Origin of the sequence: Methylocystis sp. JR02, from assembly GCF_030063565.1 — a bacterium.
Classification (GTDB): Bacteria; Pseudomonadota; Alphaproteobacteria; order Rhizobiales; family Beijerinckiaceae; genus Methylocystis; species Methylocystis iwaonis.
This window is the reverse complement of record NZ_JASIRC010000001.1, coordinates 40342-62962: the sequence shown is the minus strand read 5'-3', so window position 1 is coordinate 62962 and position 22621 is coordinate 40342. Positions and strand designations below refer to the sequence as shown.

The 22621-nt window shown below is 65.4% G+C and carries 15 protein-coding genes and 1 tRNA gene; 8 read left to right on the top strand and 8 right to left on the bottom strand.

Annotated features, from left to right (window positions below):
- Positions 1 to 230: 230 nt before the first annotated feature.
- The 5 genes from QNA11_RS00295 to QNA11_RS00280 all read left to right on the top strand — a co-directional run bounded on the left by QNA11_RS00295 (position 231) and on the right by QNA11_RS00280 (position 11093).
- Positions 231 to 5999, top strand: coding sequence for a beta strand repeat-containing protein (locus QNA11_RS00295; RefSeq protein ID WP_283481498.1), 5769 nt, complete (start codon positions 231 to 233; stop codon positions 5997 to 5999).
- 186 nt (positions 6000 to 6185) lie between these two features.
- Positions 6186 to 8222: an O-linked N-acetylglucosamine transferase, SPINDLY family protein gene (locus QNA11_RS00290; protein WP_283481497.1), complete on the top strand. Its 2037-nt coding sequence runs from the start codon at positions 6186 to 6188 to the stop codon at positions 8220 to 8222.
- A gap of 25 nt (positions 8223 to 8247) precedes the next feature.
- Entirely contained in the window at positions 8248 to 9594 is a 1347-nt protein-coding gene (locus QNA11_RS00285) for a DUF6250 domain-containing protein (protein ID WP_283481496.1), read from the top strand.
- A 165-nt stretch (positions 9595 to 9759) separates the two neighbouring features.
- A complete protein-coding gene (locus QNA11_RS20670; protein ID WP_502867501.1) occupies positions 9760 to 10116 on the top strand; it encodes a DUF2946 family protein in 357 nt (118 codons plus the stop codon).
- 203 nt (positions 10117 to 10319) lie between these two features.
- Positions 10320 to 11093 (top strand): methane monooxygenase/ammonia monooxygenase subunit C, encoded by a 774-nt coding sequence (locus QNA11_RS00280; RefSeq protein WP_283481495.1) that lies wholly within the window; start codon positions 10320 to 10322, stop codon positions 11091 to 11093.
- A gap of 124 nt (positions 11094 to 11217) precedes the next feature.
- Here the strand turns inward: QNA11_RS00280 and QNA11_RS00275 are convergent, their stop codons facing one another.
- Together QNA11_RS00275 and QNA11_RS00270 are read right to left on the bottom strand one after the other, a co-directional pair.
- A complete protein-coding gene (locus QNA11_RS00275; RefSeq protein WP_283481494.1) occupies positions 11218 to 11556 on the bottom strand; it encodes a Rieske (2Fe-2S) protein in 339 nt (112 codons plus the stop codon).
- 115 nt (positions 11557 to 11671) lie between these two features.
- Entirely contained in the window at positions 11672 to 13081 is a 1410-nt protein-coding gene (locus QNA11_RS00270) for an MFS transporter (RefSeq protein ID WP_283481493.1), read from the bottom strand.
- Positions 13082 to 14340: 1259 nt separating this feature from the next.
- On the opposite strand from QNA11_RS00270, the gene QNA11_RS00265 reads away from it, so the two are divergent.
- Entirely contained in the window at positions 14341 to 14571 is a 231-nt protein-coding gene (locus tag QNA11_RS00265; protein ID WP_283481492.1) for a hypothetical protein, read from the top strand.
- 49 nt (positions 14572 to 14620) lie between these two features.
- Here QNA11_RS00265 and QNA11_RS00260 read toward each other — a convergent pair whose 3' ends face one another.
- The 3 genes from QNA11_RS00260 to QNA11_RS00250 all read right to left on the bottom strand — a co-directional run bounded on the left by QNA11_RS00260 (position 14621) and on the right by QNA11_RS00250 (position 16604).
- A complete protein-coding gene (locus QNA11_RS00260; protein WP_283481491.1) occupies positions 14621 to 15778 on the bottom strand; it encodes a glutathionylspermidine synthase family protein in 1158 nt (385 codons plus the stop codon).
- Entirely contained in the window at positions 15778 to 16149 is a 372-nt protein-coding gene (locus QNA11_RS00255; RefSeq protein WP_283481490.1) for a hypothetical protein, read from the bottom strand. Before QNA11_RS00255 ends, QNA11_RS00260 begins: the two co-directional genes overlap by 1 nt.
- A gap of 378 nt (positions 16150 to 16527) precedes the next feature.
- Positions 16528 to 16604: transfer RNA gene (locus QNA11_RS00250), tRNA-Arg, on the bottom strand.
- A 119-nt stretch (positions 16605 to 16723) separates the two neighbouring features.
- Between QNA11_RS00250 and QNA11_RS00245 the strand changes: the two genes are divergently transcribed.
- Positions 16724 to 17845, top strand: coding sequence for a methyltransferase (locus tag QNA11_RS00245; protein WP_283481489.1), 1122 nt, complete (start codon positions 16724 to 16726; stop codon positions 17843 to 17845).
- A 90-nt stretch (positions 17846 to 17935) separates the two neighbouring features.
- On the opposite strand, the gene pgi is transcribed toward QNA11_RS00245, so the two are convergent.
- The gene (gene pgi, locus QNA11_RS00240; RefSeq protein ID WP_283481488.1) at positions 17936 to 19576 is read right to left on the bottom strand and encodes a glucose-6-phosphate isomerase; all 1641 of its coding nucleotides are present in this window, start codon (positions 19574 to 19576) and stop codon (positions 17936 to 17938) included.
- Between the two features lie 174 nt (positions 19577 to 19750).
- Between pgi and QNA11_RS00235 the strand changes: the two genes are divergently transcribed.
- Positions 19751 to 20794, top strand: a complete 1044-nt coding sequence (locus QNA11_RS00235) for a hypothetical protein (RefSeq protein ID WP_283481487.1) — start codon at positions 19751 to 19753, stop codon at positions 20792 to 20794.
- A gap of 56 nt (positions 20795 to 20850) precedes the next feature.
- Here the strand turns inward: QNA11_RS00235 and QNA11_RS00230 are convergent, their stop codons facing one another.
- Both QNA11_RS00230 and QNA11_RS00225 read right to left on the bottom strand, forming a co-directional pair.
- Positions 20851 to 21813, bottom strand: a complete 963-nt coding sequence (locus QNA11_RS00230) for an L-threonylcarbamoyladenylate synthase (protein ID WP_283481486.1) — start codon at positions 21811 to 21813, stop codon at positions 20851 to 20853.
- Complete coding sequence (locus tag QNA11_RS00225) at positions 21810 to 22562, bottom strand: proteasome-type protease (RefSeq protein ID WP_281931149.1); 753 nt, start codon at positions 22560 to 22562, stop codon at positions 21810 to 21812. The genes QNA11_RS00230 and QNA11_RS00225 overlap by 4 nt, the downstream gene beginning before the upstream one ends.
- Positions 22563 to 22621 lie beyond the last annotated feature (59 nt).

Genomic DNA, 22621 nt, shown 5'->3' with positions numbered 1-22621 from the left:
TCCACCATTGTCCGAAGACTCCTTGGCGACGTTTTCCTGATCCGCCGATCTCGAGCCTCGGTCCACGCGACGTGTCCTGCCCCTTTTCGTAGCTTTTGTGCCCCGGCCGCATTTGCGCGCGGGGATCGCCGCCACTCGCGCGGCGGCGATGGCGCGCGCAGCAGCGTCTGCGGAGAGGGCTTTCAAAGTGAACTCTTTGGGACGCACACCAACAGCTCAAGGGCCGGCATATGACCTCCATCATTTCTTCGCTCACCCCCAGCCAAGTCGCCTCGCTCTCGACGAGCACGATCTCAAAGCTCACGACCGACGATATAGCGGCTATGACGACCGCTCAGGCGGCGGCGCTGACGTCGACTCAGGTCCGCGCCCTGAATACGGATGACGTCGCGGCGTTTTCCGCGACGCAGATGAGCGCCCTGAGCTGGAGCGCCATCCTCGGCTTCACGAGCACCCAGATCACCGCGATTACCAGCAGCGACCTCACGTCGCTGTCCACCGGTCAGGTCGCCGCTTTCACCACGAGCCAGCTACACGCGCTCTCAACCGACCAGATCGCGTCTCTCTCAACGGCTCAAATCGCGGTTTTCGTTTCCGCCCAGGCCAATGCGCTGACCACTGACAGCATCGCCGCGCTCTCCATCGGTCAGATCGAGGCGATGAAGACCAATGCGATCGCAGGATTGAGCTCCGCACAGATACAGGCGCTCTCCTCGGTGCAGATCGGCGCTCTCACAACCGCCCAGATCTCGGCGATGACCTCCTCCCAGGCGGCCGCCTTGTCGTCGGATGACGTCGCCGCTCTTTCCGCAAGCCAATTCAGCGCCTTCGGCGCCCGCGACCTCGCCGCGCTGACCACCAGCGCCCTCGCCGGTGTCTCGACCTTGGACATCGCCGCGCTGAACACGTCGCAGGCGGCTGCGCTCACGAGCGCGCAGATGCACGCGCTTTCAACGGATCAGGCCGCCGCCCTGACCACGGCGCAAATCGCCGTCCTCGGCTCCAGCCAGATTGCGGCGCTGACCACCGACGCCGTCGCCGCTCTGTCCACGGACCAGATCGCGGCGTTGAAAACGAGTTCTTTTGCAGCGCTGGGTTCCGCGCAAATTCAGGCCCTCTCGACCAACCAGGCCGCCGCGCTGACCACGGCGCAGGTCGCGGCGCTGACGACCGCCCAAACGGCCGCGCTCACCTCCGACGACGTCGCGGCCTTCTCCACCGCGCAGTTCGGCGCCCTCTCGGCCCGCGACATCGCCGCTTTGTCCACGAGCGCCCTCGCCGCGGCCTCCACTGCCGATATTGCGGCGCTGAGCACCGCTCAGGCAGCCGCCCTGACCACGGCTGAAATCGGCGCCCTCTCCACCGATCAGGCGGCCGCTCTCACCACCGCCGCCGTCGCCGCGCTAGGCTCCGGCCAAGCCGCCGCGCTGACGACGGACGCGGTCGCCGCGCTCTCCACCGATCAGGTTGCGGCGCTCAAGACCCTCGCCGTCGCGGCGCTGACCACCGCGCAGATCGGCGTCCTCTCGGCCGGTCAGACAATCTCGCTGACCACCGCGCAGGTTGCCGCGCTGAAGACCACGCAGATCCAAGCGCTTTCGGCGATCCGGGTCGCCACCCTGACCACCGAGCAGGTGGCCGCGCTCGGCTCCACCCAGGCCGCCGCGCTAACCACCGACGAAATTGCCGCGCTCTCGACAGACCAGGTTGCGGCGCTCAAGACCAGCGCCATCGCCGCGCTGAGCACGGCGCAAATCGACACATTGTCGACCAGCCAGGCCGCCGCCCTCGGCACTGCCCAGATTGTCGCGCTCACCACCGCTCAGGCGGCGCGCCTGAGTTCGGACGACATCGCGGCGCTCTCGACGGCGCAGCTTGCGGCTTTCGAAACGCGCGACCTCGCGGCTTTGTCCTCGAGCGCCTTCGCCGGCGTCTCGACGGCGGACATCGCCGCTCTCAGCACGGCGCAGGTCGCCGCTTTGACGACCGCCGAGATGCGCGCGCTGTCGACCGATCAGGCCGCGGCGCTCACCACGGCGCAAGTGGCGGTCCTCGGCTCCCGTCAGGCGGCCGCGCTCACCACGGATAGCGTCGCAGCGCTCTCCACGGATCAGGTCGCGGCGTTGAAATCCAGCTCTGTCGCCGCCCTGACCACGGCGCAAATCGTTACGCTGACGACCGCTCAGGCGGCGGCGCTGACCACCGCTCAAGTGGCGTCGCTGACCACCGTGCAAGCGGCGGCCCTTTCCTCCGACGATCTGGCCGCCTTCTCGACCGACCAATTCGCGGCGCTGAGCTCTCGCGATCTGGCGGCGCTCACCTCCACCGCCCTTACCGGCGTGTCGACGGCTGAGATCGCCGCGCTGAGCACCGGGCAGATCGCGGCGTTCACGGCCGTGCAGATGCGCAGCTTGTCGACCGATCAGGCGGCCGCTCTGACGACCGCCCAAGTGGCCGTCCTCAGCTCCGGCCAGGCCGCCGCCTTGACGACCGATAGCATCGCAGCCCTCACCACCGACCAGATCGCCAGCCTGAGGACGTCCACTGTCGCGGCGCTCGGCAGCGCGCAGGTCCACGTCCTGACGACGGCTCAGGCGAGCGCGCTGACCACCGCCCAGATTGGCGCCCTGACAACGGCGCAGACGGCCGCGCTGACGACCGACGACATCGCCGCCTTCACCTCGACGCAGTTCGACGCCCTCAGCTCCCGCGACCTCGCGGCGCTGCAAACGAGCCAGTTGGCGGCGGTCGCGACCGAGGATCTCGCGGGGCTGTCCACCTCGCAGGTCGCCGCGCTGACGACCAGGCAGCTCCATGCGCTCTCGTCCGAGCAGTCCTCCGCGCTTACGACCGCTCAGATCGCCACGCTGTCGTCCGGGCAGGTGGCCGCGCTCACGACCGACAGCCTCGCCGCTCTCTCCACGGATCAGATCGCGGCGCTCCGGTCGGCCGCCATCGCGGCGCTGAGCACGGCGCAGATCGACGTGCTCTCGACCGCCCAGGTTGGCGCGCTGACGACCAGCCAGATCGCCGCCCTGACGACGACGCAAAGCGCGACGCTCTCCTCGGACGACGTGGCCGCCTTCACCACGGCGCAGTTTGGCGCGCTCGAGGCGCGTGATCTTGCCGCGATGTCGACGAGCGCGCTCGCCGGCGTGTCGACGGACGACGTCGCCATCCTGAGCGCCGCGCAGGCCGGCGCGCTGACGAGCGCGCAAGTTCGCGCGCTGTCGACGGACCAGGCGGCCGCGTTGACGACCGGTTCGGTCGCGGTCCTGGGCTCGGCTCAAGCCGCCGCGCTCACCACCGACAGCGTCGCGGCGCTGTCGACGAATCAGCTCTCCGCCTTCAAGACGAGCGCGGTCGCCGCTTTGACCACCGCGCAGGTCCAGTCCTTGTCGACGGCTCAGGCCGCGGCGCTGACCACGGCCCAGGTCGTCGCCCTGACCACCACGCAGACGCGCGCTCTGTCGACGGATCAGGCGGCGGCGCTGACAACCGATCAGGTGGCCGCTTTGAGCTCCCGGCAGTCGGCCGCTCTCACGACGGACAGCGTTGCGGCGCTTTCCACCGATCAGGTTGCGGCGCTCAAGACAAGCGCGGTCGCCGCGCTGAGCACGGCGCAAATCCACGCGCTCTCCACGGCGCAGATCGCGGCGCTCACGACCGCGCAGATCGGCGCCCTGACGACGTCCGGGGCCTCGGCGCTGTCGTCCGACGACATCGCCGCCCTCTCGACGGCGCAGTTCGCGACGCTGAGCACCCGCGACATCGCCGCCTTGACGACCGCCGCTCTCCTCGGCGCCTCGACGGACGACCTCGCCGCGCTCAGCACGGGCCAGTCCTCGGCCCTGACGTCGAACCAGGTGCACGCGCTGTCGACCGACCAGGCCGCGGCGCTGACGACGGCGCAGGTCGCCGTCCTCAGCTCGGGCCAGGCGGCCGCGCTCACCACGGACAGCGTCGCGGCGCTCTCCACGGATCAGATCGCTGCGCTTTCGACCAGGGCTGTCGCGGCCCTCGGCACAGCGCAGATCAGCGCTCTGTCGACGGCTCAGGTGGCGGCCTTCGCCACCGCCCAGATCGCCGCTTTGACCTCGGCGCAGGCCGGCGCTCTCTCCTCCGATGATGTGGCGGCCTTCTCGACCGCCCAATTCGCGGCCTTGAGCACGCGCGATATCGCAGCCCTGTCGACGAGCGCCATCGCCGGCGCCTCGACGGACGACATCGCAGCTCTGAGCACGGCCCAGGCGGCCGCGCTCACCACCGGCCAGGCGCATGCTTTGTCCAGCGCTCAGACAGCCGCGCTGACGACGGCGCAGGCCGCCGTTCTCAGCTCGGCCCAGGCGGCGGCGCTGACGACCGATAGCGTCGCGGCTCTGACGACGGACCAGGTGGCGGCTTTGAGATCGGCCGCCATCGCAGCCCTGAGCGCCGCTCAAATCGGCATCCTGTCGACCGATCAGACGGCCGCTCTCACCACGGCGCAGATCGTGGCGCTGACCAGCTCGCAGACGCATGCGCTCTCGACCGACCAGGCCAAGGCGCTGACGACGGAGCAAGTCGGCGCGCTTTCCTCGCGCCAGGCGGCGGCGCTGACCACCGACAGCGTGGCCGCGCTTTCCACCAGTCAGGTTGCAGCGCTCAAGACAGGGTCGCTCGCGACCCTGAGCGCGGCGCAGATACGCGCCCTGTCGACCGATCAGGCGGCGGCGCTGACCACGGACCAGATTGTCGCTTTGACCACGGCGCAGACCGCCGCGCTCTCCTCGGACGACGTGGCCGCGCTCTCCACCGCGCAGTTCGGCGCGCTGGAAACCCGGGATATCGCCGCCCTGTCGACGGCGGCGATCGCCGGCGCCTCGACGGCCGATATTGCGGCCTTGAGCACCGCCCAGGCGGCGGCGCTGACGGCGGCTCAGGTCCATGTCTTGTCGACCGATCAGGCGGCCGCCTTGACGACGGCGCAGGTCGCGACGCTCGGCTCGGCTCAGGCGCACGGGCTGACGACGGACAATGTGGCGGCGCTCTCCACGGATCAGATCGCTGCGCTCTCGACCGGCGCCTTGGCCGCGTTGAGCAGCGCCCAGATCGCCGCCCTCTCCTCCGCTCAGGCCGGGGCGCTGACCACGGCGCAGATCGCGGTTCTGTCCACTACGCAGGCGGCGGCTCTGTCGTCCGACGACGTGGCGGCCTTCACCACTGATCAGTTCGCGGCGCTCAGCCCCCGCGACATCGCCGCGCTGTCCACCGCCGCCATCGCGGCCGCTTCGACCGCCGATATCGTGGCGCTCAGCACGGCTCAGGTCGCGGCTCTGACAGCGAACCAGCTCCCAGCGTTGTCGACCGATCAGGTGGCGGCGATGACCACGGCGCAGGCCGCGGTGCTCCAGGCGTCGGCCTTGACCACCGCCGGCGTGGCGGCCATGTCGACCGACCAGGTGGCGGCGCTCAGGACCAACGTGGTCGCCGCCTTCAGCACCGCGCAGATCAGCGTCCTGACCACGGCCCAGGCCGCCGCGCTCACCACCGCGCAGGTGACGGCCCTGACGTCGAGCCAGGTCGCCGCTCTCACGACGGACGATATCGCAGCTTTCAGCGCCACGCAGTTCGACGCGTTGGACGCCCGCGACATCGCCTCGCTGCTCACGACCCAGATTGCCGTCGTCTCGACTGCAGACATTGCGGGCCTGTCGACGGCGCAGCTCTCGGCAATGACCACCGCGCAGTTGCAGGCGTTGTCGACGGATCAGACTGTGTCGATCACCACCGCCCAGATCGGCGCGCTCAGTTCCACGCAGATCGGGGCGCTCGAGAGCGCGGACTTCACGGCCTTCTCGACCGATCAACTGGTCGCGATCTCCACGCAGTCCATCGCCGGCTTGTCGACCGACGACATCGGGGCCCTGAGCACCACGCAAGCCAGCGCGCTGACCACCACGCAGATCAATGCGATGTCGTCTGCGCAGGTCAACCGGCTGATGCAACTGTTCCAGTAAGCGCGACACACTGGAACAGCCACAATTGCCGCCGAGGGTGCGTAAGCCTCCTCGGCGGCTGCTTTTGAAGCTCAAGCAAATTCGGCCGCAATCGCCCTCCCGAGCGGCTGCACATGCCTGGCGCAAGCTCTCTTTGCCAAGGTCCGTTGGGATTGCCCTCAATGTTCCCAACTGGACTGCCAACGCATGCTGACGCCGGCCTCCCCCTTGGCGAGCGGGATCGAAATTTTCAACCTCGCCGTTCATCGCGCCAAGCGCCGAAACCTGCCGCTCGTCGAACTTTTCGACAGCGCCGATAAATTGCGACGCGCGGGCCAGCCGGCGTTGGCCAGCGAGCTTTACAAGACATGGATCGCCTTCAACGGCGAACATGAGCTGCTCCACATGGCCTATTTCAACTATGCGGTCGGCCTGCGGGAACAGGGCGACATTTCCGGCGCCGCCATCGCTTTGCGGGAGTGCCTTCGGGTCAAGCCGGATTTCGCCCAGGCGCATATCAATCTCGGCCGCGCATTCGAAGATGCGGGAGACATCGGCGCGGCGGTTCAGCAATGGCGCGCCCTGAGCGAAAAGCTCGCCGAGGTGAACGGCGAGACGATGGCGCATAAAGTTCTCGCCTTGCACCAAATCGGCCGCGTCCTCGAAGGCGTCGAGGATTTACAGGGCGCCGAGGAGGCCCTGAAGCAGGCGCTCGAACTGCGGCCGGACAAGACAGAAGCCGCGCAACATTGGATTTCGTTGCGGCAGCGCCAGTGCAAATGGCCGGCCGTCGCCGCCGCCGAACGCATGCCGCGTCGCAACCTCATCGACGGCATGTCGTCGATGTCGCTCGCCGCCTATGCCGACGATCCCATGTTCCAGCTCGCCAAGGCGTATCGCTACAATAAATCCGTCGTCGGTCGTCCGGCGGGCGCGCCGCTCGCGCCGCGCGAGAGAAAGCCACGCGCGCCGAACGCGCGCCTGCGGATCGGCTATGTCTCCTCCGATCTGCGCGAACATGCGGTGGGCTTCGCGCTCGTCGAAGTCCTGGAAGGGCACGATAAAGCCCGTTTCGAGATCTTTGCTTATTACTGCGGCGAGGATCGCCCCGCGGACGAAACGCAATCGCGCATAAAGGCCGCCGTCGATCACTGGATCGACATCAAACCGATGGACGACGCCCAGGCGGCGATGCGGATCGCCGATGACGAGATCGATATTCTCGTCGATCTCAACGGCTACACCAAACATGCGCGCACGCGGATTTTCGCCTATCGCCCCGCGCCTGTCATCGTGAACTGGTGCGGCTACCCCGGAACGATGGGCAGCCCCTATCATCATTACATGATCGCCGATCCGGTGATCGTGCCGGAAGAGAACAAGATCTTCTACTCCGAGAAGGTCCTGTGGATCGGCTGCAATCAGCCGCTCGACCGCAAGCGCCACATCGCCGAGCGCCGTCCGACGCGGGAAGAGGCCGGGCTCCCCAATGACGCCTTTGTCTTCGCCTGCCTCAACGGCATGCAGAAGATCACCGCGAATACCTTCGCCTTGTGGATGTCGATCCTGAAGGCGACGCCCAACAGCGTCCTGTGGCTCTTGACCGGCGGCGCCGACGTCAACGAGCGTTTACGCAAAGCCGCGGCGGATCATGGCGTGGCGCCGGAACGCATTCTCTTTGCCGAGAAAGCGCCCAACCCGCTTCATCTGACGCGTATCCCGCTCGCAGATCTTTTCCTCGATACTCTGCCTTACGGCGCCCATTCGACCGCCGCCGACGCGCTCACCATGGGCCTGCCGGTCCTGACGTTGCGCGGCCGCAGCTTCGCGGCCCGCTTCTGCGCAAGCGTTGTCACGGCCGCAGGGCTTGACGATTTCATCTGCGCCACGCCGGAGGAATTTTTTGCGCACGCGACGGAGTTCGCGCGCAACCCCGCCAGGCTGGCCGCGCGTCGCCAGGCGCTTGTCGAAAACCGGGATCGTAGCGCCTTGCGGGACATCGAAGGAACCGTGCGACGGCTCGAATCGGTCTTCGACGAAATGCACGAGGATTTTGTCGAGGGACGCACGCCGACACCCGATTTGACCAATCTCGATGTCTATTACGAGATCGGCTGCGAGCTCGATCTCGAATCCCTCGAAACGCTGGGCGAAGACGCCTATCGCACGCTGTATCGAGATAAGCTGAAGGAATGGAGCGAACATATGCCCATTCCGCAAGACCGCCGGCTGGCGGATTTTTAAGAGCGCGTTTCAGGAGAAACCCGACATGGAAAAGCAGAAGACGATTCTGGTCACTTTCGCGGGAAGAAAGGATCGGATGAGCCTGCTGACGCGTTACGTCGACGCCGCGATCGAGCGCGGGCTGATCGACGAGTGGCATGTCTGGGACTTCACCCGCAACGCCGCCGACGCGCGCTGGCTCCGCGAGCGCTTCCCCATCGCGCAAGTCACGCCGAGCCATACGGACGAATATTTCCTTCTGCCCGGAACGCTCTCGGTGCGGGGAAACAATCGCAGCGTCAAATTCAGCGTTCGCGCCACAAATGACGTGCATATCGGATTGCGGCGTCGCGGCGCGTCGGGAACGAGCTACGAAGTCGTCATCGGCGGTTGGAACAATCGCGCAAGCGCCATTCGGCGCTTTGCGAATCCACTCGCGCTGACCGCCACACAACTGAGAAATCACGAGGAGCCGCCCGCCGTTTACGCCTCCACGCCCCAGATTCTCCCCGAGTTCGATTTTGTCGATGTCGAAATCCGTTTCGGCGCCGATGGCCTGAGAATATCCGTCGCCGGCGACGACATCCTCCGTGACGACCTGCCTGTCGCCGACGGCGAGTTCGAAGCCCTGTACCGAACCGGATTTGGCGCCAATGGCGACTGGCGTTTCGAGTGTTTCAATTCGCACGCGGCGCGTCTGTTCGTCGGCGGCAGGGCGCCTTTTTATTCGAAGGACGTCATGTTCTACACGACGGCCTATCAATATTACGCCGCCAACCGCGACGCGCATGCGCGAGACGTCTTTCTCAAATGCGACGACGACATCGTCTATGTCGATCTCGACCGGCTCGGCGATTTCATCGATTTCCGCCGCGCCAACGACGATTATTTCCTGATCAGCGCAAATGTCGTGAACAATGGCGTCTGCGCCCATTTCCAGCAGCAATTCGGCGCGATCCCGCACAATGAGATGGCGCTAGAGCTGCCGCCGGGGGGGATGTGCGGATCGCTCTGGAGCAGCGGCGCCAAAGCGGAAGCGCTTCACCGGCTCTTTCTGGGCGCGCCGTCGCGCTTCACGCTCGAAGAGCCGACCGCTCTTGCGTGGAACGAAAGGGTCAGCATCAATTTCGTCGCTTTCCTCGGCCGCGATCTCGTGCATATCCCGGACATCATGTCGGATGACGAGCACGACCTCTGCTATGGCGTGCGCAAGCGCGCCCGCAAGGAGAACAGCGTCTATTTCCCCTTCGTCGTGTCTCACTTGTCGTTCTGGCGGCAGGACGCGGAAATGAATGTCGCCGGCCTGGTGTCGGCTTACGAAAGACTGGCCGATCAAAGCCTGCGGCGCACGATCGCGGCGCCACGTTCTCAGGCGGCGAAGAGCGCGGCGTAACAACCCTCGGGAGCGCTGGCGCGTCTCACAGACGCGCGGCGTTTCGCCGCACATCGGCGCCATTTGCACTTGCTTGACCGCCTTCCTGTCCGTCTCTAGCCTCCTGTCCTGGAACCAAAGGCGGCGGCGGTGGATCCTCTGAGGCGACAGAGCGGCTTTGCGCGCATGTTGGCGACTCTTGTCGCCGGCCTGCTGCTCTTGCAGCTTGCTTTCGCGGGCGCGCCTGCGTTCGCGGCCGCAGGAACCGGCGTTATCTGCTCGACGCAAGACGCCCCAAGCGGGAACGAACGGCCAGCCGTTCCTCATGGCGGTCATCATCACGGCCTGTGCTGCATCCTACACTGCGGGTCGTTGGACGCGCCGCCGCCCAAGCCTTACGCTTCGATCAGGGTTCCAATTTCTCCCGCGACGTCAGTTGACTCTCCGCCAACGAGATCAGCGCCGGAGCGTCGCCTGGAGCCAAAGAGAGCGCCGCAGTCTCCGCGTGCGCCGCCGGCCCAAGCGCATGCGGTTTCCGCCTGAGATCGTCTCGTAGCGGCTTCTCCCGGCCGCTTGGGAGAGATGATCCGGATCGGCGAGAACAACCGCGCCGCGCCACGCCAATTAACGCTCCTCCTCTTTTTCAGAACGCTCAGCGAAGCGGCTTTTTCCCGGGCCGCTTCGCCCCGATAGCACGCGCGCGGAGACCCCCTTCGCGCGCCCCATAGACATTTTCGGAGACAACGATGAGCACCATCAACACGCACGCCGCAGGCGCCGCAGAGCGCGCCGAGCGGATCGTCGACACGAAGCCGCTTCTTTTCGGCGTTCTGGCTCTGACCCTTTTCGTCGCCGCGCTGCGCCTCTTCGAACAGGCTTTCGGCTGGACCGTCGGACTGGATTCATTCGCTCCAGAATTCGAGCTTTACTGGATCAATCTCCTCAAGGCCGCCGTCGTCCTCTCTATCGCCAGCGTCGCGCTCCTCGCGGGCTTGCTGTGGCGCACGCGCGATCGCGAGCTCGAGAAGCTCTCGCCCGCGCGCGAAACGCGGCGGCTTCTTTATCTCGTGCAATGGCTGGTCGTCTTTGCGCTGGCTCTGTTTTGGGGCCTGAGCTTCTTCTCCGAGCAGACCGCCGTCTGGCACATGACCGCGGTGCGCGACACGGATTTCACCCCGAGCAATATCATCACCTTTTATATTTCATATCCGCTGTTCTCGATCATCGGGGTAGGCGCATTCTTCTACGCGAAGACGCGCCTGCCCTTTTTTGCCCAGGGCTACTCGCTCGCCTTCCTCGTGCTGGTTGGCGGGGTCTTCATGACGATCCCGAACGTCGGGTTTAATGAATGGGGCCACACCTCCTGGGCGATGGACGAGGGATTCGCGGGCCCGCTGCATTGGGGCTTCGTCTTTTTCGGGTGGATGTCGCTCGCCGTCTTCGGCGTGACGCTGCAAATCCTCGGACGGCTGCGTCAGCTCCTCGGAAAAGAGGGCGCCGACGCGCTGCTTCGACGCTGATTGACAATGCGCGCGTGAACCCTGCGCGCATTGTCCGGGCCGGCGCCCCGTCCCCTCCCTCGACGGGCGCCGGCCGCCAAAGCGCGCTCAGCTTCGGCGACAATCCTTCCCCGGCGGATGACGATCACGCCGGCGTACGCGCCGCCTTGACCGGGCCGACGTCGACCTGAATCTCGTCGCCTTCCACGCGCAGCTCGTAGGGATGCAGCGTGTTGCGCACAAGATGCGTCACGCATTTGCCGCTCGCGCCGTCGAACCCCCACTGGTGGTGCGGACAGGACACCGTCTGCCCGTTGAAGGTCGCCTCGCTCAGCGGCATGTCTGCGTGCGGGCAGCGCCCGCGATACGCCTTGAGCTCGCCGCCCATCGGCCAGACCAGGAGCACGCTTTTGCGACCGGCCTGGAAGAGGCCCATGCCCCCCTCGCTTACGGCGCTTGTCTGACAGATGAAGGTGAAGGCCATCGGGGTCGCCTCCCAAAAAAGGAACGTCTGGCCGCCGACTCGCAAGTTGCGGACCAGCAAGCGCTGGCGTAGGCTCCTCAAAAGACTGGGCGCGTGGAACCGCGCCAACCCGGCCTCAAGCCAGTTCCGTCTGCGCACGGCTGACGCTTGCGCCATCGGACTTGCGCAATCGCCAGAATGAGAGAGACGAGAGGACGGTGAGCGCGCCGAGAGACAGATAGGCGCCGTGGAGGGCGGCAATGACGGCGTGAGGATTTGACTGTGGCGCCGCGCCCAGAAATGCGGCCGCCACCAGAGACCCGATCGCAAGACCGAAGCTCATCGATATTTGCTGGAAAGAGCTCGCAATGGTGGCGGCCATGCTCGACTCCGCCGGCTCGACATCCGCATAGGCGAGGCTGTTCATGCTCGTGAACTGAAGCGAGTTGAAGAAGCCGAGAAGGAAACCGATGGCGACGACGGCCGCGATCGGCGTGCGTTCGGTCACCAGGGAATAGAGGCAGATCGCGACGCCGATCATCACAGTGTTGCTGACGAGGACAGTGCGGTAGCCAAAACGCGCGAGTATGGGCGCGGAGATGAATTTCATGCCCATGGCGGCCGCCGCCGTCGGCATCATCAGCATGCCCGACTCCCACGCCGGAAGCCCAAGGCCCACCTGAAACAGCAAGGGAGTCAAAAAGGGCAAGCCGCCCACGCCGAGCCTTGTGAGGAAGCCGCCGCCGACCGAAACCCGGAAGGTCCGCTTTTTGAACAAGGCAAGATCGAGCAGCGGAAAAGCAGCTCGGCGCGCATGCGCCCAATAGGCGAGAAGCAGCGCCATCGCCACGGCGAAAAGCGCGACGCCCAGCTCGGGGCGGATTTGATGTTCTCCGAATATTTCGAGAAGCCAGGACAGAAGCGCCATGCCTGATCCAAAGAGGACAAGGCCCAGCCAGTCGAAAGGACGCTCACTCTCTCCCCGATAATCGGGCATGTAGCGATGGACCAACCACTGCGCGACGATGCCAATCGGGACATTCACGAAGAAGATCTCGCGCCAGGAAAGCCAATGCACGATGAGGCCGCCGACCGTCGGGCCGAGAAGCGGCCCGATAAGCGCCGGTATGATGACGAAGTTCATCGCCGTCAGCAGCTCGGCCTTTCCGAAGGTCCTGACGACGGCCAATCTTCCGACCGGCGTCATCAAAGCCGCGCCGGCGCCCTGGAGTATTCGGGCGACAACCATTTGCCCTGCGTTTTGGGATAATCCGCACAGGATCGACGAGAGCGTGAAAACGGCGATCGCGGCGGCGAAGACCTTTCTCGTTCCATAGCGGTCGGCGACCCATCCGCTTACGGGGATGCCCACGGCCAGGCTCAAAACATAGCTCGCCGCGACCGCTTTCAAGCTCAGCGGCGTGACCTGTAAGCTTTCGGCCATCGCCGGGACGGCTGTATTGACGATCGTCGCGTCGAGCTGCTCCATAAAAAGGGCGGTCGCCACCACCCAGGGCAGGAAGCGCTTGATTGTAAGCTCGTCCATCAAGCCTCCCGATCGCAAATCACGCAGAACTTCGCCTTCGCCGCTTCTAGACGGGCGCCCTGCGCCAACGCAACGCGGGTCCGCTCAGCGCGCCCTCGCAAATTTTTTGTCGTCTCAGGCGAACTTCTCAGCGTTCAAAAGATTGATTCCATGCAACGCCTTCGGGGGTTGCGATCGAGCGCACGGAAAGCTCCGAGGCCTCCCTCGAGGGGGAGACCCAACGACGACCAGCTCGACCTGGCGGCTGACTTGTGAGCTTCAGGCAGCCGCCACATTCTTGTCTGCTAGCAGTTGCTGCGGCTCGGCGAAGAATAATCGCCGGGCCGTCGCCGTTTTCGTCCTCTCTCGCCTCCCACTCCAGCGCCAGATACAGCAGCACGGCCGCCGTGTGCGTGCGAGAACATTCCCTCAGCCGCGGCAATCTCTCGGCCGATAATACGAAATCCGCTTGATTGGTTCGGTGTATTCTCGACGCTCGCGCAGCGAGTGATCGGGAATCCAGAGCAAAACCTGCGCTTTTGTGGCTGCGGATTCCAGATGGCCTTCGGTCCGTCTGGAATGACAAGCGCCAATGCGAGCTATTCAAACGGAAACGGTATAAGAATGCGCTCCTGCTTTTTGACTCTGCGCGCTTTCTCATCGCTCGCGCGATTCCATCCGGGCGGAAAGCGCGCTAGGGAACAATCAAAAAGCCGGCAGGTTGATGAGGTCTCATTTACTCCCTCCCAACTCGAGCGCCTGGCCTAAAACCGGGCGCTTCTTTGTGCCTGTCAAAAAGGAGCGCGCCTCGTTGATAAGGAGCGCGATAGACATGCCTTTTACCCCGTTCGGTTTCATGACGAAGCGGCTCGATGACCGCCCTTCATGCCTTCTTGGGCGCCTCGCTGTCGCTGCGACTCTGCTCGTGGCGCCGCCGTCGACGGCAGCCTCACAAAAGCGCAGTCGCGGCGCCGGCGATCACGTGACGATGTGCGCCTATGAGGCGCAAAAATCGGTGGCTCGACGGCACGGTCTTTCGGGCCAACGCAGCGATTCTTTGGCGCTGCGGATTTATGCGAATCCGGAGATGGCCCGGGAAGCAGATAACGCCTTCGACGCCTGCGTGAGACATCAGAGCCGATAGGCTCGAGGCGCCATTTTGCAGGCTGTAGACCGCCGCCGTCGGGCGACCCGCCTCGACCGGCGCCTCGATCCTTGCCTTATTTTTGCTTCAGCCGATTGGTTGAATTTAATACATTCGTTTGAAATGGACGTTCGCCATGTCTGAAAGCCTTGTCCGTAAAATGGCCGCCCTGTTCCGCGCCGCTTTTGCCAATGCTGCTCCCGGCCTGATTGCAGCGCTTCTGTTTTACTGGACGCCAAGCGTGCAAACGCCCGACGCCCGGCAGGCGGCCCGAACCGAAAGAAGCGAGGCGATCAGCGTCGGCGGCGCCTCCAAGGTCGGCCCGGTCGGCCACGCGGGAGTCGCCTCGGAGGTCCCGCCTCGTTGAGTTACCTGGTCAAACATTTGATTTTGGCGGGCCACTCGACGCACCGATTTCACCCGATGATCGCGTGTGGCGTAAAGCGCGCGCGATTGGAGGTGATGAGCGCCTTATCCTCGCGGATGCCAAGGCCCGCCGGCGCATCGCCGACGAGCCAGCAGCCAAGGACGGGACGCCGGCCGTCGAATACCGGCAGGGGACAAAACGCCTGGCGGACATATCCTTCCCGGCCATAACCCTCCGTCTCGCCCCGGGCGATGCAGACGCCGTCTACGAGTTCGATGTCGGCGCCCTCGCGCGAATAGATCGGCTTGCGCGCATATTTCGCGCCGAGCCTTTCCACTTGCGGGTCGTCCTCGAAATAACAGGGCAAGAGATTCTTATGTCCCGGCGCCATATCCCAGAGCAGCGCCAGCGCGCCCTTGTTCGATAGGATCATCCTCCAGGGCGGCTCGACGAGGCGCGTCCGCCCGACGGCTGAGGATTTGCCAAAAGAGTCGGCAAACATCCATTCCCAGGGATAGAGCTTGAAGAGGAACTCGATCTTGCGCCAGTCTGGATCGATGAACTCATTGTGTTTCAACCCTATTCCACTCATGTCGAGAAGCTTCGTCACGAGCCCCGCCTCGCGCGCGCATTCGGCGAGATAGGCTGTCGTTCCTGCGTCTTCCGCGTTTTTCGACATACAGCAGAGATGCAGCAAGCGGCTCGGCGCGATCTCTCCGATACGCGCGACGAGCTTCTCGTGCAGCGAGTTGAACTGGTCGGCGTCTTGCGGCAGCTCGCCCCGCGCGATTTGGGATTGAAGCCAAAGCCATTGCACGACCGAGGATTCATAAAGGTTCGTCGGGGTGTCGGCGTTGAATTCGAGGAGCTTGGGTTCGCTTTTGCCATCGTAGACGAAATCGAAGCGGCCGTAGAGCGAGGGGTCCCGCCGCCTCCAGCTTGCGCGTATTACGTCGAACGCGCATTCTGGAATCCTCAATCGTCGCATCAGATGGTCGTGTTCGACGACGTTTTCGACGAGCGAAAGGCAAAGCGCATTCAGCTCGGCCGTCGCCGCCTCGAGCCTGTCCTCTATCTCCGCCAGTGAGAAGACGTAGCGCGCGCTTTCCTCCCAATAGGGCTCGCCATCCGCATAGGCGTAGTCGAAGCCTATCTTTTTTGCCTCGGCCTCGAAGTTTGGACGCGGCGAAGAAGCCTCGCGCTTCATTAACCGCCTCCGCCGCCATGGCCGGCGCCCATCGCCCCGAAGCCGCCGAATCTCGCAGCGCCGCCGCCGCCGCCGCCACCACTACCACCGCCACCTCCGGAACCCGATGAGTCGGAGGAGCAGGCGGTCTCCGTGGCTGAGTCCGTTGCGTTCCCCGGAGAGCATCTGGCTTGTTCGATCCACTGAACGAAAAGAAGCACGGCGAATCCCACCGCGAGAGGCACATAGATGGCGAGGTTGGCGAGGAAGAGCGCGCGCCGCTGCTCTTCCTCGGTCGGTACCGGCGCTCCGGCAAAGCCTTCTCGCGCGTGGAAGATGATGGGCGGCGGATTGTGGCCGCGCTTGCCGGGGGGTTCGCCCGCATTGGTCATCTTATACGAGATCCGCTCGATTGGTTCGGCGCCATGCCCGCCGCTCGCGCCGTTTGGACACGGGAGTTACCGCCGTCATTGCGAGGAGGCGGAGCCGACGAAGCAATCCAGGGCCGCATCGCTGCCCTAGATTGCTTCGCTTCGCTCGCAATGACGGGCTCTGTGCAAAACCGCGCTCTTGTGGCTCTGGATTCCCTGCCGGGCTTTCAGCGCGCCGGGAATGCACTCGGACGCTTACAGCGACGAAGCCCCAGGCCACGAATTCGATGACGCAAAAGACCGCGCAAAAGGCGACGGCGGCGGCAAAGTGGGCTGCAAAACCAAGTAGTCCTGAAAAAATGTCATTCAGAGCGTCGTCCGTGAAAATCTCCGTCGACCTGGCGCGCCCGAGAGGATTCGAACCTCTGACCTCTGCCTTCGGAGGGCAGCGCTCTATCCAGCTGAGCTACGGGCGCCTGTCGCGAGTCGACGCGCCTCCCTTCTACATTAAGGCGGGCGCGCCCGCAACGGCGGCGCCTCTTCGCGCGCCTCGGGGCTCATGCTATCGGGGCGCGGTCAAAAGCGGGGGCGGGATATGGCGGGTCTTTTCGAGCGCTGGCTGGATGATCTGCGGGCCCGTCGCGACAGGCTGATTTCTGATCCCAAATTCCAGCGCTGGTCGCTCGCCAACCCTTTCACCCGGCCGATCGCCCGGCGGCGCGCGCGGGCGGCGCTCGATCTCACGGCCGGCTTCGTCTATTCGCAAGTGCTGTTCGCTTGCGCCCGGCTGAAGCTTTTCGAGGCGCTCGCTGGCGGGCCGCTGACTGTTCCCAATCTCGCCGCGCGCCTCGCGCTCTCAGAAGCGGCGACGCGGCGGCTGCTCGACGCCGCCACCTCGCTCGACCTCACCGAGCGACGCGCGGGCGGGCGCTATGGTTTGGGCCAGCTCGGCGCGGCTTTTCTCGGCAATCCCGCGGCGCGCGCGCTGGTCGAGCACCAGCCCCTGCTTTACGCAGACATCGCCGACCCGGTGGCGTTGCTGCGCGGCGAGAAGCGCGCGGCGCTCGCGGATTACTGGCCCTATTCCGACCTCGAACAGCCCAAAGCGCTGGGGCCCGGAGAGGTCGCGCCCTATAGCGCGCTGATGGCCGCCTCGCAGCCCATGGTCGCCGAGCAGGCGCTCGACGCCTATGACATCAGGCAGCACAAGCGTCTCATGGACGTCGGCGGCGGCGAGGGCGTTTTCCTTTGCGCCGCCGCCGCGCGCGCCCCAGATCTGCAGCTCGCGCTCGTCGATCTCCCTGCCGTTGCCGACCGCGCGCGCACACGGTTGGAGGCTGCGGGCCTCATGACGCGCGCGCAAGTCCATGGCGGTGATTTCTTGCGGGACGACTTGCCGAAAGGCGCCGACGCGGTCACGCTGATCCGCATCGTGCACGATCAGGATGACGAACGAGCGCTGATGCTCCTGCGCAACATCCGCCGCGCGATGGAGCCGGGCGCGACGCTGCTGATTATCGAGGCGATGTCCGGCGTGAAGGGCGCCGAGCCGCTCGACGCCTATTATGGCTTCTATACGCTGGCCATGGGCCGCGGCGAGCCGCGCCGGGTTGAAGAGATCGAAGCGCTGCTGCGCCAGGCGGGATTCGGCGGGTTCAGACTGCTCGACAACGCCTTGCCGACGCTGACGAGCATTCTTGTGGCGAAGGCCATTTAGCGTTCCCGTCATTGCGAGCGAAGCGAAGCAATCCAGGGCAGCCGTCGCGAGTCTGGGTTTGCTTCGTCGCTGCGCTCCTCGCAATGACGACTATTGCTTCGATCGCCGCCAGGCGATCAATCCCGCCGTCGAGCCATCCAGCCCCACGGTCGACGCGCTGGCGTTCTCCACGATCGGCCCCAGCTTGTTCGCGAGTTCCTTGCCGAGCTCGACGCCCCATTGGTCGAAGGGATTGATGTCCCAGATCACTGACTGCACGAAGACCTTGTGCTCATAGAGCGCGACGAGGCGCCCCAGAGTGCGCGGATCGAGCCGTCGATAGAGCAGCACGCTCGTCGGACGATCGCCGGAGAAGACCTTATGCGGCGCAAGCCTTTCGACCTCGTCTGCGCCAAGCCCCTGCCCACGCAATTGCGCCTTTGCCTCTTCCAACGTGCGACCGCGCATAAAGGCTTCTGCCTGCGCGAGGCAGTTCGAGAACAGAAGCGCGTGATGATGCGCGGCGGCGGCAGTAGGCTCGGCGGCGACGAGGAAGTCGATCGGCGTGACGTCCGTGCCCTGATGCAGCAACTGAAAGAAAGCGTGCTGCCCATTGGTGCCCGGCTCGCCGAAAACGATCGGCCCGGTGCGATGCGTATCGAAACGGCCGTCGCGCGTCACCGACTTGCCATTCGACTCCATATCAAGCTGCTGCAGATAAGCGGGAAAACGCGCGAGGCGCTGATCATAGGGAATCACCGCATGGGCGCGGCGATCGAGCGTGTTGCGATGCCAGACGCCGAGCAGGCCCATGAGCACGGGGATATTCTCGTCGAGCGGCGCCGAGCGGAAATGCTCGTCGATATCGAAGCCGCCTTGCAGAAACTGCGTGAAATTCTCCGGCCCAATGGCGATCACCAGCGCAAGGCCGATGGACGACCAGATCGAATAACGCCCGCCCACCCAGTCCCAGAAGCCGAAGACGCGCGAGGCGTCGATGCCAAAGGCCGCCACCTTGTCGAGCTTGGTGGAGACAGCGGCGAAATGCTTGTTCACCGCCGCCTCGCCGAGCGCCGCGACGACGCGCGCGCGGGCGCTCGCGGCGTTGGCCATCGTCTCTTGCGTGGTGAAGGTCTTCGACGACACGATGAAGAGCGTGCGCGCCAGATCGAGCCCAGCGAGCGTATCGGCGAGATCGGCGCCGTCGACATTGGAGACGAAATGCGCGCGCGGGCCATTTTCCCCATAGGGGGAAAGCGCGCGCGCCGCCATGACCGGCCCGAGATCCGAGCCGCCGATGCCGATGTTCACGATGTCGGTGAAAGGAAGCCCCGTCGCCCCTTTGGCCTCGCCGCTGCGAATGGCGCGCGCGAAGGCGAAGACCTTCTCACGCTCGGCTTCGATTGCCGGGCGCATATCGGCGCCGCCGATGACCAGCGCTCGCGACGAGAGATCGCGCAGCGCCATATGCATGGCCGGGCGCTTCTCGGTGTTGTTGACGGGCTCGCCGGCGAAGAGCGCGTCGCGCCGGCCTTCGAGCTGGCGCGCCTTGGCGAGCGCCACGAGCAGATCGATCGTTTCGCGCGTCACCTTGTGCTTCGAGAAATCGAAGAGAAAATCATCGTCGAGCGAGACGCTGAAATTGTCGAAACGCGCGCCATCCTTTTCGAACAAGTCGAGCGTGCGGACGTCGTCGAGCGAGGGCGCGTGGGTCTCCAGGGCGAGGAAAGCAGCGGCGACAGCGTGAGTCATTTTCGTCTCGGTGCGTTGCGCGGGCCGAATCGGCGGCCCTCAGGCGGAGGAAACTTACCTGAACGCCGGGCCGATTGCAGCGCGGCGCAGCTCAAGGGATTTTTCGCTGTATTATGACATCCAGATGTGGGAACGATCTCCGTTCAGTGAATGTTTTTTGACAAAAGGACGACGATGAACCCGATTCCGCTCCTCGACGTGCGCGACGGCGGTCCCGTGGCCCATGCCCAGGCGCGGATCGACGCCGCTGCGGCCCTGCGCGACGCCTGCCTTGGCGCGGTCGCGCCGCTGGCGCGCTATTGTCTGTCGCCGATCGACCAATTGGCGACGAACTGGCTGCGCAAATCGGCGTCCGCCTATCGCGCCGAGCTCGAGCACGTCGCCGCGATTCTTGGTTTCCCGGGCGCGATGACGCTCAACATGTCCTATCTCTTCGCCTGCACGACCCAGGCCTATGAGGGGCCGGACGGCCTGCCGCGCATCCGCCGCACGCTCGACTGGCCGTTTCGCGGCTTGGGCGAGGCGGTGGAAATGGCGTGGCAGTCGGGACCGGCCGGCGATTTCTACAACGCCACCTGGCCGGGCGCCGTCGGCGTGCTCAGCGCCATGGCGCCGGGCCGTTTCTGCGCGGTCATCAATCAGGCGCCCATGCTGCGGCGAACGACTGGGAGCCTGGGCTTCGCCCTGGACGCAGCGCTCAATCTTCGCAACGCCCTGGCGAGCGAAGGCGGCTGGCCGCCCGACCATTTGCTGCGCTACGCTTTCGAGACCTGCGAGACTTTCGAGGACGCCGTCCAGCTCATCGCCCGCGAGCCGCTGGCGCGGCCGACGCTCTTCACGCTGGCCGGCGTCAAGCCGGGCGAAATGGCGCTGATCGAGCGCACGGAGCGCGAGGCGCGCATTTATCGTGGGCCCGTGATCGTCGCCAACAACTGGCAGGAGCCGCAGCCAGGTTGGCAGGCGCGCATGAGCCAAGCGAACAACGACGCCCGCGTATCACTGATGCAGAGTATCGCGCCCGACGCGCCGCGCTTCTCCTGGGTGGTGGAGCCGGTGCTGAACCGACTCACGCGGCTGGCGGTGGAAATGTGCTCCGCCGGTGCGGGCGATCTGGTCGCGCGCGGCTATGAAAGCCCATCACTGCTGAAAGGTTCGCCGCATCCGGTGACACAAGATTTCCACTTGCGCGCCGCGAGCCCGGTGGCGCTGGCGGCGTAACTGGACCGCGCGCCTTCAGGCGCGCATCCTTTGCGAGCCTGAAGGCTCGCGGTCCATTAAACCCGCGGCGCAGCCGCCCGTCTCAACCGGTCATTGATCGCCTCGCCCAGCCCCCGTTCGGGAATATGCGCGACGGCGACCTTCTCGACGCCGCGCGCGTCGAGCTCCCGCAGATAGGCGAAGAGATTGGCCGCCGCTTCGACGAGATCGCCCTGCGGCGAGAGATCGAGAACTAATGCGCCCGGCGCCGCAAGCGCGGTCAGCCGGGCGCCGAAATCGAGCGCGCCCTCTCCCGCCTTCACTTCATGCGCCTCCAGCCGCAGCCGCGCATTCGGCGCATAGTGGGAGGCCGTCATGCCCGGCGCCATCACTTCGGCGCGGGTGGGCGCGCAGAGCTTGGCGCCCAGAACCTTCTCGATCTTCTCACGCGCAATGGCGCCCGGCCGCAGCAGGACCGGCGATGCGTCGCAGAAAGACACGATTGTCGATTCGAGCCCGGCCGTCGCGCGCCCGCCGTCGAGGATCATGCCCACCCTCCCGGACAAATCCTCCGCCACATGCGCGGCGGTCACCGGGCTCACATGGCCCGAGCGGTTTGCCGAGGGCGCGGCGACGGGCTTGCCCAGCGCCGAGATCAGCTCCCGCGCCACGGGATGGTCGGGAATGCGCAAAGCGACGCTCGGCAGGCCGGCGCGGGCCAGCTCGCAGACGGAGCCGCCGGGCGCGACCGGCGCCACGATCGTCAGCGGTCCCGGCCAAAAGGCTTCCGCCAGCCGGATCGCCGCCTCCGGCAGCACCGCCTCGCGCCGCGCCGCCTCCAAATCGGCGACATGAGCGATCAGCGGATTGAAGGAGGGCCGCCCCTTGGCGTCATAGATGCGCGCCACGGCCCAGGCGCTGGTGGCGTCGGCGCCGAGCCCATAGACCGTCTCGGTTGGGAAGGCGACGAGCCCGCCGGCGCCCAAAATCTCCGCGGCGCGCGCAATCTGAGCAGCGTCGGCGGGCGCGAGAATGGTCACGGCTCGCGGCCGCGATAGGGCGGCGCGGGAATGGCCATATGCGCCGCGCGCAACGCCTTCGACCAGCTTTCGCGAAGATCGCGGAAATATTCGTCATTCGCGTCGATGCGCGTCGAGACTTCGAGCTTCATATCGCCCCTGCGGAGAAGCGCGATGTCGATCGGCAGGCCAACGGAAAGATTGGAGCGGATGGTCGAATCCATCGAGATCAGTCCGATCTTGAGCGCGTCATAGAGGTCGCTCTCATAGTTCACGGCGCGGTCGAGAATGGGCTTGCCGTATTTGTGCTCGCCGATCTGCAGATAATTGGTGTCCGGCGTGCATTCGATGGCGTTGCCAGCCGTATAGATCATGAAGAGGCGCGGCGCGCCGCCGCCGATCTGCCCGCCGAGCAGCAGCGAAACATCGAAGCTGACGCCGCTCGCTTGCTCGCCCGACGGCGACGCCTCCTGCAAGGAACGGCGCACGGCGCGGCCGACGAGATGCGCCGCCTGCAGCATGGTTTGGGCGGTCATGGCGCTTTCGATCTCGCCCGTCTCCGGATTCTCGAACCCCTCGTTGAGAAAGTTCACCACGCCCTGCGTCACGGAAAGATTGCCCGCCGTGGCGAGCATCAGCACGCGCTCGCCGGGCTTCTCGAAGACATGGAGCTTGCGGAAGGTCGCGATATTGTCCAGGCCGGCGTTGGTGCGCGTATCCGCGATGAGCACCAGCCCGTCGCGCACCAGAATGCCGCAGCAATAGGTCATGGAAGCTCTCCAGCGACGCCGCGACGCTCGCGGTCGCCCCGGTTTACAAGTTCCTCACC